The sequence below is a fragment of the Streptomyces sp. NPDC091649 genome, from assembly GCF_044756785.1.
In the GTDB taxonomy this organism is placed as follows: Bacteria; Actinomycetota; Actinomycetes; order Streptomycetales; family Streptomycetaceae; genus Streptomyces.
In genome coordinates this window covers 323,223-337,460 of sequence record NZ_JBIVTR010000001.1, presented here as the reverse complement: position 1 = coordinate 337,460, position 14,238 = coordinate 323,223, and the positions used below count along the sequence as shown (strand labels likewise).

The following is a 14,238-nucleotide window of genomic DNA, read 5'->3' as shown; positions in this document are numbered from 1 at the left end:
AATTTCCCTCCGCCCGGGGCCGCCCCGGGCGGGCCGGCCCGCCCGGGGCGGCCCCGGGCCCTCGGTCCCGACGGGGAGCGAGACCACCACCTACGCCGTCACCCGCAGCAGCAGCACCGAGCGGGCCGGCACCGTCATCTCCCTGCCGCCGTCCAGGACCGTGCCGGGAGCCTCGGCCTGCTCCTCCCGCGAGGTGTCCAGGAGCAGTTCGTACGCGCTCGCCCACGGGGCTCCGGGCAGGGCGAAGGCCGTCGGCTCCGCGCCCGCGTGCAGCACCGCCAGGAAGCTGTCGTCGGTGACCGGCTCGCCCCGCGCGTCCCGCCCCGGGATGTCCCGCCCGGAGAGGTAGAGGCCGAGCGTGGCGGCCGGGGCGTACCAGTCGCCCTCCGTCATCTCCCGGCCGTCCCGGGTGAACCACGCCAGGTCCCGCAGCCCGTCCGGGGCCTGCGCCCGGCCGGAGAAGAACGCGCGGCGCCGCAGCACCGGATGGGTCCGGCGCAGCGTCAGCACCCGGGCCGTCAGCTCGGTCAGCTCCCGCCACTCGGGCCGCTCCAGCAGCGACCAGTCCAGCCAGCCGGTCTCGTTGTCCTGGCAGTAGGCGTTGTTGTTGCCGCCCTGCGTCCGGCCCATCTCGTCGCCCGCCACCAGCATCGGCACCCCCGTGGACAGCAGCAGGGTGGTCAGCAGGTTGCGCAGCTGACGGCGGCGCAGCGCGTTGACCTCAGGGTCGTCGATCTCGCCCTCCGCCCCGCAGTTCCACGCCCGGTTGTCGCTCGTCCCGTCCCGGTTGCCCTCCCCGTTGGCCTCGTTGTGCTTCTGCTCGTAACTGACCAGGTCGCGCAGGGTGAAGCCGTCGTGCGCTGTGACGAAGTTGACCGAGGCGTACGGGCGCCGGCCGCCCCAGGCGTACAGGTCACTGGAGCCGGTCAGCCGGTAGCCCAGATCCCGGACGTCGGGGAGCGCGCCGCGCCAGAAGTCGCGCACCGCGTCGCGGTAGCGGTCGTTCCACTCGGTCCACAGGGGAGGGAAGGCGCCCACCTGGTAGCCGCCGTTGCCGACGTCCCACGGCTCGGCGATGAGCTTGACCCGGCGCAGCACCGGGTCCTGGGCGATCACCGCGAGGAACGGGGAGAGCATGTCGACGTCGTGCATCGAGCGGGCCAGCGCCGCCGCCAGGTCGAAGCGGAAGCCGTCGACACCCATCTCGGTGACCCAGTAGCGCAGTGAGTCGGTGATGAGCCGCAGCACCTGGGGCTGCACCACGTGCAGTGTGTTGCCGCAGCCGGTGTAGTCGGCGTAGCGGCGCGGGTCGTCCCGCAGCCGGTAGTAGCCCCGGTTGTCGATGCCGCGCAGCGACAGCATCGGGCCCAGCTCACCGGCTTCCGCGGTGTGGTTGTAGACGACGTCGAGGATCACCTCGATCCCGGCGTCGTGCAGCGCGTGCACCATCCGCTTGAACTCGCCGACCTGTCCGCCCGCCGTCCCGGAGGCGGAGTAGTCGGCGTGCGGGGCGAAGTAGCCGATGGAGTTGTAGCCCCAGTGGTTGCGCAGCCCGCGCCGCAGCAGATGGTCCTCGTGGGCGAACTGGTGCACCGGGAGCAGCTCGACGGCGGTCACCCCGAGCCGGGTGAGGTGCTCGATCGCGGCCGGGTGCGCGAGCCCCGCGTAGGTGCCGCGCAGTTCGGGCGGGATGTCCGGGTGCAGTTCGGTGAAGCCGCGCACGTGCAGCTCGTAGATGACGGAGTCGGCCCACGGGGTCTTGGGCCGGCGGTCAGCCATCCAGTCGTCGTCATCGTGGACGACCACGCCCTTGGGCACGAAGGGCGCCGAGTCCCGGTCGTCGCGCACGGTGTCGGCGACATGCTGGTCCGGCCAGTCCCGTACGTGCCCGTAGACCTCGGGCGGCAGGGCGAAGGTCCCGTCGACCGCGCGGGCGTACGGGTCCAGCAGCAGCTTCGCCGCGTTCCAGCGGGCCCCCGTCCACGGGTCCCAGCGGCCGTGCACCCGGTAGCCGTACCGCTGACCGGGCCGCACCCCGGGCACGAAGCCGTGCCAGATCTCATGGGTCAGCTCGGTCAGCGGGCAGCGGGTCTCGGCGCCCCGCTCGTCGAACAGGCACAGCTCGACCGCCTCGGCCCCGCCCGCCCACAGGGCGAAGTTGGTCCCCGCCACCCCGTCCGGGCCGACCCGGAAGCGGGCCCCCAGCGGCATCGGGGCCCCGGGCCACACGGCGGGGGCCGGCGCCCCCGCCCGCACGGCCTCGGCGCGCCCGGCGCGGTGCGCCTGGGCGGCCTCCGCGCGCACCGCCGCCTCGGCGTCCGAGCGCACCGGGCCCGCGCCCCTCGGGCGCGGTGCGTCCGTACGGGTGCCCGCCCCCGGCCCGCCCGACGGCTCGCCGGTCTCCGCCGGCGTCCCCGCCGGACCCTGTCCTGCCTCCTGCTCGGCTGCGCTCGACACCGTGTAGCCTCCCGCGGCTCGTGGGACGGGCACCGGAGAGGAGGGCACGCCGCGTCCCGGCCGCGGCCCTCCTCGGGTAGTCCTCCCCCCTGTTCTGCCCACCGGTGGCCCCGCACTCACGTTTCCCCCGACCGGCCCTGGTCGTTGGGGGAGCGTGAACCACACAGCGAAGAGCGCACGGACCGGCTCGGCCGCCGTGCTGACATGGGCAGGACTGCTGACCGTGCTGGCCCTCCTGACCGGCTGCACCGACACCCGGGACGCCGTGCTCAACGGCAAGGCGCGATCCCCCGACGCGATCAGCGTCTACCCCGAGGACGGCGCCACGGGCGTCGACGAGGAGACCCGCGTCGCGGTGAAGGTCCCCGACGGGCGGCTGGAGAGCGTCAAGGTCGTGCGGATCGAGGACGCGCGACAGCAGACGGTGGCGGGGCGCATCGCCGGGGACGGACGCTCCTGGGCCCCGGAGCCACGGGGGGCCCGGCTCGCCCTCGCCGCGAAGTACAGCGTCGACGCGGTGGCCGTGGACGGGGCGGGACGCCGCTCCGCCCGGCACACCACCTTCACCACCCTCGTGCCCGAGCACCGCTTCATCGGCTACTTCAAACCGGAGAACCGGTCCACGGTGGGCACCGGCATGATCGTCTCCTTCTCGTTCAACCGCCCGATCACGGACCGGGCAGCGGTGGAGAAGGCCATCCGGGTGACGTCCGATCCGGTGGTCGAGGTCGCCGGCCACTGGTTCGGCGAGGACCGGCTCGACTTCCGCCCGAAGGCGTACTGGAAACCCGGCACCGAGGTCACCGTCGACATCGGGCTGCGGGACGTCGAGGGCGCCCCGGGCGTCTACGGCAGCCAGGACAAGACCGTCGTCTTCACCGTCGGCCGCTCCCAGGTCTCCCGGGTCGACGCGGAGGCCAAGACCATGGAGGTGCGCCGGGACGGAGAGCTCGTCAGCACGGTCCCGATCACCGCGGGGGCGCCGAAGACGACCACGTACAACGGGAGGATGGTGGTCACCGAGATGCACGAGGTCACTCGGATGAACGGGGCCACCGTCGGCTTCACGGACAAGAAGGGCAAGGGCGAGTACGACATCAAGGACGTGCCGCACGCGATCCGGCTCACCGAGTCCGGCACCTTCCTGCACGGCAACTACTGGGCCGACGCCTCGGTCTTCGGCGAGGAGAACGTCAGTCACGGCTGCATCGGGCTGCGCGACACCAAGGGCGGGGGCGGCTCCACGCCCGGCGGGTGGTTCTTCGACCGGACCCTGATCGGCGACGTGGTCGAGGTGGTCAACTCCAAGGACAAGAAGGTCGCACCGGACAACGGGCTCAGCGGCTGGAACCTCGGCTGGAAGAAGTGGAAGGCGGGCTCCGCCCTGCGCTGAGCCGCGCCCGGCCCGCCGGCGGCCCGGCCCGCCCTGCGCCGCGCCCGGCCCGCACGGTGCCGGGCCGGGCCGGGCTCTGCCCGCGCCGCGGCCGTGGTCGCGGGCCCTGCCCCCGCCGCCGCCCCTCGCCGGCACCCCGCGTCACCTGCACGGCTCCCCGGCCACTTGGTACGGAACGGTGACATTCCGGGGGGAGTTCACCCCGCCCGCGATGTGATTATCTTGCGGCGGCGCGCATGTTCGGCGCGTGGGGGTGCGGGCCATGGCGGGGCCAGGCCGTGCGAGGGGAGAAGACCACAGTGAACGGGCAGCCGATATCGGGGGCATCGGCAGGGGCGGGCCGGAAGCGGCGCGGCGGAGCAGGGGCCCCGGCCCTGGTTCTGGGAGCACTGCTCTTGCTGGTGACGGCGTGCGGCGGCAGTGCCGACGCCGGGGACAAGAAGGGGCCGGCGGGCAGCACCAAGAAGGAGGACACGGCCGCTTCGCAGGCGGTGGTGACCGTCGCGCCGAAGGACGGTGCGGAGTCCGTGGCGACCAGCGGTGCGCTGAAGATCGGCGCCACGCGGGGAAAGCTGACCGAGGTGAAGGTCGCCGACCCCAAGGGCAACGAGGTCGAGGGCGAGATCGCGGCCGACGGCGCGAGCTGGACGCCCGAACGGCACCTCGCCGCCTCCACGAAGTACACGGTCCACGCGGTGGCCGAGGACGCCGAGGGCCGCGAGTCGGCTAAGGACACCTCCTTCACCACGCTCGTGCCGGCGAACACCTTCATCGGGCACTACACGCCGGAGGACGGCTCCACCGTGGGGGTCGGCATGCCGGTCTCCATCAACTTCACCCGGGGCATCACCGACCCGGACGCGGTGGAGCGGGCGGTCAAGGTCACGGCCGAGCCGGCCGTCGAGATCGAGGGGCACTGGTTCGGCAACGACCGCCTCGACTTCCGCCCGGAGAAGTACTGGGCGGCGGGCACCAAGGTGACCGTCGAGCTGAACCTCGACGGTGTCGAGGGCCGGCCGGGCGTCTACGGCAAGCAGGCCAAGACGGTGAAGTTCACCATCGGCCGCAGCCAGGTCTCCACCGTCGACGCCGGCGCGAAGCGGATGAAGGTGGTCCGCGACGGCAAGCAGATCAAGGACATCCCGATCTCCGCCGGCGCCCCGGCGACGACCACGTACAACGGTCAGATGGTCATCAGCGAGAAGCTCAAGGTGACCCGGATGAACGGCGACACCGTCGGCTTCGGCGGCGAGTACGACATCAAGGACGTGCCGCACGCCATGCGGCTGTCCACCTCGGGCACCTTCCTGCACGGCAACTACTGGGGCGCTTCCTCCATCTTCGGGCGGACCAACACCAGCCACGGCTGCGTCGGTCTGCGCGATGTGCGCGGCGGCTACGACAGCCAGACGCCGGCGGCGTGGTTCTACAACAAGTCGCTGATCGGCGACGTGGTCATCGTGAAGAACTCCCACGACAAGACGATCCAGCCGGACAACGGCCTCAACGGCTGGAACATGGACTGGGAGGAGTGGAAGAAGTAGGACCTCCTTCCCCTCCCCGGCGTGATCCGGCGGGCCCGGTGCTGTGACCAACGGCACCGGGCCCGCCCGCGTTAGCACTGGTTAACCTGCCTCCATGACTGTGACCCTCGAAGTACGTGACAACGTCGGCACGATCCTCCTGGACCGGCCGCCCATGAACGCCCTGGACGTGGCGGTCCAGGACCGGCTGCGGGAGCTGGCCGAGGAGGCGACCCGGCGCGAGGACGTGCGGTCGGTGATCCTCTACGGCGGTGAGAAGGTGTTCGCGGCCGGCGCGGACATCAAGGAGATGCAGGCGATGGACCACGCGGCGATGGTGCTGCGGTCCAAGGACCTCCAGGACGCCTTCACCGCCGTCGCCCGCATCCCCAAGCCGGTCGTCGCCGCCGTCACCGGCTACGCGCTCGGCGGCGGCTGCGAGCTGGCGCTCTGCGCCGACTTCCGGATCGCCGCGGACAACGCCAGGCTCGGCCAGCCGGAGATCCTCCTCGGGTTGATCCCGGGCGCGGGCGGCACCCAGCGGCTCGCCCGGCTGATCGGCCCCTCCCGGGCCAAGGACCTCATCTTCACCGGCCGCATGGTCAAGGCGGAGGAGGCCCTGACGCTGGGCCTCGTCGACCGGGTGGTTCCGGCCGCCGAGGTCTACGAGCAGGCGCACGCCTGGGCCGCCAAGCTGGCCAAGGGTCCCGCCCTGGCGCTGCGCGCCGCCAAGGAGTCGGTGGACGCCGGACTGGAGACGGACATCGACACCGGGCTCACCGTCGAACGGAACTGGTTCGCCGGTCTGTTCGCCACCGAGGACCGCGAGCGGGGGATGCGCAGCTTCGTCGAGGAGGGGCCGGGCAAGGCCACGTTCCGCTGAGCGGTAGTCAGAACGGGTGGCCCGGTAGTCGGGTCGGACGGTCCCGCGCGGGGAGTTCATCCGTCAGAGCGCATTATCCGCGCCTTAAGGCAGCCTTAAGGCGCGGCGCCGCCCTCCGCCGGGCGGTCCTCGCCGGACGAGGCGTCCTCGCAGGTCAACGCGGCCGCCCAGAGGGTTGTTCTGCCAGTGGCATATGCCGAAAGCCTTCTGCGGAGCGAGTCGTTCCGGGGGGCGGATTCCCGTGGAACGACCACGGAGGGCGATCCGTGCGGCCATGATGGTGGGCATGGCGGGCTTGGAGGATGTGGACCAGCCGCGACCGCGCAGCAGCGCGACCGCGGCACGCTGGACGTCGACCATGGATGACGAACAGGCGTTCAAGGCGCTGGAGTTGTTCGGGAATCCGACCGAGGAGGAGGTCCGGCTGCCGTCCCGCCCGGAGTCGGCCGCGACGGCCCGCCGGCTCACCTCCTGCGTCGTGCTCCGCCAGTGGGCCCTCTCGCCGCAGACCGCCGAGTACGCGGTGCTCCTCGTCTCCGAACTCGTCGGCAACGCGGTGCGCCACACCGGGGCGCGGATCTTCGGGTTACGCATGGTGCGCCGCCGGGGCTGGATCCGCGTCGAGGTGCGTGACCCCTCGCGCGGGCTGCCGTGTCTGATGCCGGTCCGTGCGATGGACGTCAGCGGGCGAGGGCTCTTCCTCGTCGACAAGCTCTCCGACCGGTGGGGCGTGGACCTGTTGCCGCGTGGCAAGGTCACCTGGTTCGAGATGCGGATCTCCGACCACTGATCCCCTCTCCCGTCGCCCGAGGCCGCCCTGCTCTCTCCCGCCCCGTCCGCGCCCGGTCCGCGCTCTCGTCCGTGCCGCCCCGGTCCCGCCGGACGCGCGGAAGCCTCGGCCGGCACGCGCAGAAGCCCCCGGTCGGCCGGGGTGCGGCGCTGCGGGGGCTTCTGGCGGGGGGCCGTGAAATGGGGGGTGTGTTCACGGCCGCTCAGGACGACCTGGCCCGGGTCAATGGAGGTCGTGGCTCCGACTATGGCAGACGGGCGACCCGGGCGCCAAAGCGGCTTGTCGGGATTTTTTAGGAACAAACGGGCATAAGGCGATTGAATCGTAGGTGTGCTCGGTCACTTGCCTGGCATTCTGTGCATGGTTATCGCAGGGTATGAATGATTCATTGATCATCTGGTGAGCTGCTCAATCGCCGCATTTTCCCCGTTTCGCCTCTACTGTGTGCCGGGAACCGGTGGACCCGTGGAACGCGAGGTGGTCGGGCATGGACGGACGCGGGACCCCGCTGGGACGCCGCGACGCGCTGGGCGCCGGGGCCGGGGCGCTGGCCGCAGTCCTCGGCGCGGGATGCGCCCGGAGCGACCGGGCGGGCGGAGCCGCCGGGCCCGCGCCCGCCGCCCGCCCTTCCGGCCCGGCCGCCGCCTCCCCAGCCCCGGACCCCGCCGCCTCTCCGGCCGCCGCCCCCGCACCGCACCGCTTCCCCGGGCTCCCCGTGCGGATCGCGCACGGACCGCGTGACCGGCCCCGCGTCGCCCTCACCTTCGACGGGCGGGGCGACCCCGGCCTCGCCCGCACCGCGCTCACCCGGTGCGAACAGGCGGGGGCGCGCGTCACGGTGCTCGCGGTCGGCACCTGGCTCGCCGAACACCCGGACATGGCCCGCCGGATCCTCGACGGGGGCCACGAGATCGGCAACCACACCGAGCGCCACCTCGACCTCTCGGTCCTGGACGAGCACGCGGCGTACGAGGAGATCACCGCGTGCGCCCGTCGGCTGCGCGGGCTCACCGGGTCCATCGGCGCCTGGTTCCGCCCCTCGCCCACCGCGTACGCCTCCCCGCTCCTCCAGCGGCTCGCCCAGCGGGCCGGCTACCCCCATGTCCTCGCCTGCGACGTGGAGTCGCTCGACCACAAGGCCACCCGCGTCGCGGCCGTCACCCGGAAGGTCGCCGGAGAGCTCCGCAACGGATCGGTGGTGGAGCTGAGCCTCGGCCGCCCGGTCACCGTCGCCGCGCTGCCGCTGCTCCTCGCCGAGATCGGCCGCCGCGGGCTGCGCGCGGTGACCGCCACGGAGCTGGTGGGCCGGCCCGGCGACCCCTGGCGGCGCCCTTCCGGTCCGGGGCCGGCGACCGCCGCCGGCCCCACCCGGGCGGCCCGATAATCTGACCCTGACATTCGGCATCACGAAGGGGCGGAACAGTGGCGGACATCGAGTCGGCGCGGACGGCATTCGAGCGGTTCGACCGGGACGGCGACGGGCTCATCACGGCCAACGAGTACAAGAGCGCGATGGCTCAGCTGGGCGACCCCTTCGTCACCGAGACGGTGGCGCAGGCGATCATCAACGCCCACGACGCCAACGGGGACGGCCGGCTCACCTTCGACGAGTTCTGGGCCTCGCAGAACAAGGGCTGAGCCGCACGACGAGGCCCCGGCCGGCGGAACACGGCCCGAGCCGCACCGCCCGCCGGGGCCGCCGTGCGTGCCGCCCCGTCAACACCCGCCCGTCAGCGGCCCTTCGCGCCCTTCTGGCCGGTGCGGTACGGCTCCCAGCCGTGCAACTCGTCGTCGCGCGGGGCCGACACCACCTCCGGAGCCCCCGGTCCGAAGACCCCCACGGGCCGCCGTGCGTCCCAGGACGGCCATCCCGGGTCCCCGTGCGTCGCGAAGTCCACCCACGCCCGGTGCATCGCGTCCGCCAGCTCCTGCGGGGCGTCAGGGCCGGTCAGGGCCATGGTGTCGGGGTGGCCGAGCGTGTCGAAGACGAAGCCCAGCTCCAGCGCGTGACAGGCGCCCAGACGCTGTACGGGGGTGGGCCAGCCGAACTCGTACACATACGTGGAGCCCGGCGCGTGCGTCCGGGCGTCGGCCAGCCGGTTGAGCGGGACCCGCAGCAGCAGGTCCGTCGCCAGCGCGCCGAGGATCTCACCGGGCGTGGCGTCCGGGCGGTTGGCGCGGTAGGTGCGGGCGGTGGCGTTCGGCACCCCGAACTTCAGCTGGGCCAGACGGAGTCGCAGCCCGCTGATCCGCTCGGTCAGTCCGCCGGGCACGAACCAGAGCCGGTACTCCTCGGTGTTCGCCCCCATCAGCAGGTCGATCCCGGCGGACGCGCCCGCGTGCAGCGCCGCCACGGGGTCGTGCGGCAGCAGAGCGCCGTCCACGACCGCCTGGAAGGAGTTGCGGCCGGTCAGCGGGTTCCCGCCGCCGGTGACCTCCGTCTGCGCGGTCAGCAGCGCCTCCGGGCCCACGGCGGCCAGGGCGGCGGCCGTCGCGGGGACGCCGAGCCGCTTCGCGATCAGCTCGGTCGTCCCGCGCCCGGCGTCCGGGGGCAGTGCGGCGGGCGCGCCGCTCTGGAGCACCGCCCGCCGCAGCAGCCCCGCCGACCGGGGCGCGGCGAGCAGGGCGGCGATGCAGACCGCCCCCGCCGACTCTCCTGCCACCGTCACCCGGTCCGGGTCGCCGCCGAACGCCGCGATGTTGTCGCGCACCCACTCCAGGGCCGCCAGTTGGTCCAGCAGCCCCCGGTTGGCGGGTGCGTCGGGGAAGACGCCGAACCCCTCGACGCCCAGGCGGTAGTTGACCGAGACGAGGACCACCCCGTCCCGGGCGAACGCGGACCCGTCGTACACCGGCACCGCCGAGGAGCCGTGCACCAGCGAACCCCCGTGGATCCACACGAGGACCGGCAGCCGGGCGGCGCCCGGCGAGGGCGTCCACACGTTGAGGTTCAGCCAGCCCTCGCCCGGCACCGCCGGATCCGGCAGCAGCCGGTCCAGCGGCGGGGCGTAGGGCCGCTTGGGCGCCGTCGGGCCGTACGCCACGGTCTCGCGGACCCCCGTCCACGGCTCGGGCGGAGCGGGTGCGCGGAACCTCCCCGCACCCACCGGCGGAGCCGCGTACGGGATGCCGCGGAAGACCGCGACACCCCGTTCCACCGCACCGCGCACGGTGCCGTGCACAGTCAGCACCCGTGGGGGAGTACCCGCCTCGATGTCGGACATGGTGCGTGCCAACCCCTCTCGCGGTGCGGTGGTCCGGACGGCTACTTCAGGTAGACCAGCCCGTCCGTGGTGAGGGCCGGGCGGCCCTTCGTGCCGACGACCACGATCTTGACCGTGTGCTTCGCACTGGAGGACCAGGACTTCGTCCAGATCGCCTGCCGGTACTTCGTGGCGGAGGACTTCAGGTCCACCGTGGCGGCCTTCCTGCCGTCGACATAGACGTATGCCTGCCCCGAAGTGGCGGCCCGCGACACCACCCAGGCGGCCGATCGGCCGGTGAACGTCCAGGTCAGGGACGCGCCCTTGGCGTTGCTGGAGTACGACTTCCCGCCCAGGTAGCTGCCGGAGGACCTCGTGGTCCACTTGCCGCTCTTCCTGGCGGCGGACTCCTGGAGGATCACCGGGGTCCCGGAGACGGAGGCGGCGGCCGTGTTGCCCGCGCGGTCGTAGGCCGTCATCTTCCAGGCGGTCGCCCGGCCGGACTTCGAGGTGTGCGAGGCGCTGCCCGTCGTCGGGCCGTACTTCTTGGCGACGGGAGCGGTGAGCCGGACCTCCTTGAGGGCGGCGGCGTCGGTGGCCTTCCACTTCAGGGTGAGCGGGACGGCGGTGGTGTTCACCGTGCCGGTGCGCAGCGTGAGGGCCGGCTTGGTGGAGAAGACCGGCCGCGCGGTGTCGGCGACCACGGTCGCGGCCGGGGACAGGGACGTCTTCCCCGACTGGTGGGTGGCCCGCACCTGTACGGAGTGCTTGCCGGCGGCGAGGGTGGCCGCGGCCGAGGTGACGCTGCCCTTGACGGTGGCCACCGGCTTTCCGCCGACGAGCAGTTCGTAGCTCTTGACGAAGGACGCGGGCGTGGCCGCCTTCCAGCCGACGGTGATCTTCGACCGGGTGTAGTACGTGGAGCCGGAGGCGTTCGCTCCGGTCACCGAGGTGACGGTGAGGCCGGTGACGGGACCGGCGGCCAGCGCGCGGATGCCGGGGAGCTGGTGGTAGAGGGAGAGGCCGGGACACTCGGTGGCGAACCCGTCCCGGTGCCCGGAGATCTGCTGGAAGGAGTACTGCTGCCCGGCGACGAACTGCTTGTGGACCATGTTCTTGCCGTTCGCCCCGGCGGTGAGCTGGACCGTGCCGGCCGGGTCGCCCCGGTACTGGCCGAGCTTCCACGCGGCGACGCGGGCGACCGCGGTGGTCGCCGCGGTCGCGGCCTTGGTGTCGGTGTGCATGCCGATCACGGCGATGCCGGTGGTGTCCCGGTTGAAGCCGTAGGTGTGCGCTCCCATCACGGGCCGGTCCACACCGCCCTTGCGGCCCTCGAAGACCGTGCCGCACTTGTCGACGATGAAGTTGTAGCCGAGGTCCTTCCAGCCGTTCGACTTCACGTGGTAGGTGTGCAGGCCGCGCACGATGGCCGCCGAGTCGGCGCAGGAGTACGCGTTCGTCTGCGCGGTGTGGTGGACGAAGACGGCCTTGACCCGGTCCAGGTAGTCGGGCGACTCGTTGTTGAGCGACTCGTCCGCCTGCCAGCCCGCCCGGGAGACGACCGGCGGCTGCGGAACGGTGGACGGCGGGGCGGGCGGCAGGACCGGCGACGGGGAGCCGGTGGGCGCCGTCGGCGACGGGGGCGGGGTGGGGGACGCGGTGCCCGGGTCCGGCGTGGGGCTCGGCGGCGGGGCGGGGGACTCGGTGTCCGGGGCGGGGGACGGCTCGCCGGTGGACTCCCCGCCCGGTTCCTCCGTGGGCGGGGTGACCGGCGACGGCTCCTCGCCCGGTGACGGCTCCTGACCCGGCGACGGCTCGTCGGAAGGGGTCTCCTCGACGGCGAACGCGGCCGGCTCGGCGGCGAGCGGGGTGGGGTCGCCGCCCGGGTCGACGGTGTCGAGCCGCAGCCCCTCGGGCAGCCCGGTCCGTACGCCCTTCCCGGTGCTCACCCGGACCTCGACGCCGTTGGAGGGGCCGACCCAGCGGGGTTCGGTGGTGCCGCGGACGCCGGACCGGCCGGCCTCCGTCCGCCCGTCGATCTCGGTGTCCAGCGGCAGCCAGCCGGTCCACTCGCCCGTGGCGGCGGACCGGGTGCGGGCCTCGACGCGGCCCGTCACCTCGGCGGCGGGGTCGGTCCAGGTGACGCCGAGCAGACTGAACGGTTCGGTGTCGCGCCGCGCGAGCGAGGCGGAGCCGCCGTCCGGCGCGGTCTTCAGCGCGGTCCTGTGCACATCGGACTTCACAGGGGCCGACTTGGCGTCCGCCGCCCGCCGCTCGCGGTCGGTGTCGGAGGTGCCGGTGACGCCCTGGAACACCAGGACACCCGCCACGGCCGCCGTCGTGACGGCGGCCGTGGTCCAGATTCTTCGCTGTGCTCTCACGTGTGATCTCCCCGGGGGTGACGCTGGCTGAATGGCAGGGCATTCCGGCCGGTCAGTCGCTGACCGGGGGCACGACGTCGCCGTCGGCCCGGTCGGTGGGGCGACCCGGGACATGCTTGCGAAGCACAGTCTTCCACGCGGTCCGGCAGAGCTTGACCCGGCCCGGCCGGGCCCGGGAGGCAAAGCCCGGGCCCGGCCCGCCCGAGGGGCCCTCGTCGCCGCGCGAGTGCTTCTAGGCGGCGAAGAACTGGGACAGCGAGTCCCGTTCGTCCAGCTCCACCAGGTCGGGACGGGTGTAGCGCTCGGCGCGCGCGTGGTAGTCGAAGTCGCCGCGCACGAGCCCCCGGTAGTCCTGGACGCAGCGTTCCAGGGCGGCCCTGGCCGGTCCGCCGATGCCCGCCGCCTCGATCTCCTCCAGCAGTTCCCTCTCCGCCCGCCGCACCCGCTCGGCGACGCGGGCCAATTGGACCCCGGCCTCGTCGACGGCTTCCTGGAGGGTGCAGCCCCGGTCGCGCTGAATCAGCCGTACGGCGTTGTGCTCGTAGCCGAGAGCGGCTTCCTTCTCGAAGGAGCAGATGTCGTTGCAGAGACCGGAATGGTCGGTGACGGCGTTCCGCAGGGCGATATACGCGGGAAGGCTCCGCGCGGACTCCGGGAGATCGATTCCGGCGGTGATCTCATGCAGGCAGAGGAAGGGCTGCATGGCGACCGACTCCCGCCGGTGCCTGACGAATTCGGCGCGGCTCGGCACCTGCCCGGCGGCCCGCTCGACGGCCTCCGCGTAGTACGTCCACAGCCAGGCGGCGGTGTCCCGCCGGAACTGCCGGTTCCACTGCGGCGACCGCCCGTGGCAGGTCCGGTCCCGCAGTCCGGCGAGCGCCCGCTCCATCGGCCCGTTCGGCTCGGCCCCGTCGAAGACGTCCACCAGGCGGGTGATCGCCTTCTCGCACATCAGCGGGTCGCGCCCGGCCGGCCCGTCGTCGAACTCGTCGTCCACCAGGAAGGCCCAGAAAAGCCATTGGCCGAACAGGTCGAGATGCTCCTGCGCGGCCTTCGGAAAAATGAGGGAGATCCACAGTTCCGGGCGGGTCCGGATCATCTTCCGCCGGGCCGGTACGGACAGGTCGAGCCCTTCGGCGTCGGCCCATTCCCAGGCCGCCTCACGGGTTTGCGCCAGGCCGGGATGGCATCCGGCACTCTCGAACGGCATGTGAAACGCGGGTAACGCGATCTGGCTCATTGCTGTCCCTCGTCTGATGAATGCGGGCGGACGATGTCAACGGCGCCTGCCGGGCGACCGGGCGGGCGACGGGTCACCGTGGGGGGCGGCGCCCATGGCGCGGAGGCCGGGCGGCGGGACGACGTACGAGGTGAGAGGGGCCTCACCGTCCTCCTTTCGCCGCCGGAAGCCGGAGCGCCGGGGCAGGGCCGACGAACCGGTGGGCGGACGCGTCACCATGTGTAGTGCTCAGTCAACCCCGTGTGGGGGTGCCGAGGGAAGTCATGTGTGACCGAAATTGTCTGATCGGCGTGAACTCCCTGATCACTCATGGGCCATGAGTGAACGTGTCGGCCCTTCGTGTCGGCAGTGGCCGGGGTTCGGCAGTG

At 72.8% G+C, this 14,238-nt stretch carries 10 protein-coding genes; 6 read left to right on the top strand and 4 right to left on the bottom strand.

Annotated features, from left to right (window positions below; translation table 11 throughout):
• Positions 1-90: 90 nt before the first annotated feature.
• On the bottom strand, positions 91-2,457 hold the full coding sequence (gene glgX, locus ACIQMU_RS01465) for a glycogen debranching protein GlgX (protein ID WP_402688031.1): 2,367 nt from the start codon (positions 2,455-2,457) through the stop codon (positions 91-93).
• Between the two features lie 154 nt (positions 2,458-2,611).
• On the opposite strand from glgX, the gene ACIQMU_RS01460 reads away from it, so the two are divergent.
• The 6 genes from ACIQMU_RS01460 to ACIQMU_RS01435 all read left to right on the top strand — a co-directional run bounded on the left by ACIQMU_RS01460 (position 2,612) and on the right by ACIQMU_RS01435 (position 8,684).
• Positions 2,612-3,850: an Ig-like domain-containing protein gene (locus ACIQMU_RS01460; RefSeq protein WP_352238286.1), complete on the top strand. Its 1,239-nt coding sequence runs from the start codon at positions 2,612-2,614 to the stop codon at positions 3,848-3,850.
• Positions 3,851-4,149: 299 nt separating this feature from the next.
• The gene (locus tag ACIQMU_RS01455; RefSeq protein WP_352238287.1) at positions 4,150-5,394 is read left to right on the top strand and encodes an Ig-like domain-containing protein; all 1,245 of its coding nucleotides are present in this window, start codon (positions 4,150-4,152) and stop codon (positions 5,392-5,394) included.
• A 94-nt stretch (positions 5,395-5,488) separates the two neighbouring features.
• Positions 5,489-6,256, top strand: coding sequence for an enoyl-CoA hydratase-related protein (locus ACIQMU_RS01450; protein ID WP_352238288.1), 768 nt, complete (start codon positions 5,489-5,491; stop codon positions 6,254-6,256).
• 274 nt (positions 6,257-6,530) lie between these two features.
• Complete coding sequence (locus ACIQMU_RS01445; protein ID WP_352238562.1) at positions 6,531-7,046, top strand: ATP-binding protein; 516 nt, start codon at positions 6,531-6,533, stop codon at positions 7,044-7,046.
• 487 nt (positions 7,047-7,533) lie between these two features.
• A complete protein-coding gene (locus tag ACIQMU_RS01440) occupies positions 7,534-8,430 on the top strand; it encodes a polysaccharide deacetylase family protein (protein WP_402688030.1) in 897 nt (298 codons plus the stop codon).
• A gap of 38 nt (positions 8,431-8,468) precedes the next feature.
• The gene (locus tag ACIQMU_RS01435) at positions 8,469-8,684 is read left to right on the top strand and encodes an EF-hand domain-containing protein (RefSeq protein ID WP_352238290.1); all 216 of its coding nucleotides are present in this window, start codon (positions 8,469-8,471) and stop codon (positions 8,682-8,684) included.
• 92 nt (positions 8,685-8,776) lie between these two features.
• Here ACIQMU_RS01435 and ACIQMU_RS01430 read toward each other — a convergent pair whose 3' ends face one another.
• The 3 genes from ACIQMU_RS01430 to ACIQMU_RS01420 form a co-directional block, all read right to left on the bottom strand.
• On the bottom strand, positions 8,777-10,270 hold the full coding sequence (locus ACIQMU_RS01430; protein ID WP_402688029.1) for a carboxylesterase/lipase family protein: 1,494 nt from the start codon (positions 10,268-10,270) through the stop codon (positions 8,777-8,779).
• A gap of 41 nt (positions 10,271-10,311) precedes the next feature.
• Positions 10,312-12,630, bottom strand: a complete 2,319-nt coding sequence (locus tag ACIQMU_RS01425; protein ID WP_402688028.1) for an N-acetylmuramoyl-L-alanine amidase — start codon at positions 12,628-12,630, stop codon at positions 10,312-10,314.
• A 232-nt stretch (positions 12,631-12,862) separates the two neighbouring features.
• Complete coding sequence (locus tag ACIQMU_RS01420) at positions 12,863-13,840, bottom strand: terpene synthase family protein (protein WP_352238293.1); 978 nt, start codon at positions 13,838-13,840, stop codon at positions 12,863-12,865.
• Between the last annotated feature and the right edge of the window lie 398 nt (positions 13,841-14,238).

Coding starts and splice junctions, on each gene's coding strand:
- ACIQMU_RS01450 (WP_352238288.1), top strand. CDS start 5,489: ATGACTGTGACCCTCGAAGTACGTGACAACGTCGGCACGATCCTCCTG.
- ACIQMU_RS01445 (WP_352238562.1), top strand. CDS start 6,531: ATGATGGTGGGCATGGCGGGCTTGGAGGATGTGGACCAGCCGCGACCG.
- ACIQMU_RS01440 (WP_402688030.1), top strand. CDS start 7,534: ATGGACGGACGCGGGACCCCGCTGGGACGCCGCGACGCGCTGGGCGCC.
- ACIQMU_RS01430 (WP_402688029.1), bottom strand. CDS start 10,270: ATGTCCGACATCGAGGCGGGTACTCCCCCACGGGTGCTGACTGTGCAC.
- ACIQMU_RS01420 (WP_352238293.1), bottom strand. CDS start 13,840: ATGCCGTTCGAGAGTGCCGGATGCCATCCCGGCCTGGCGCAAACCCGT.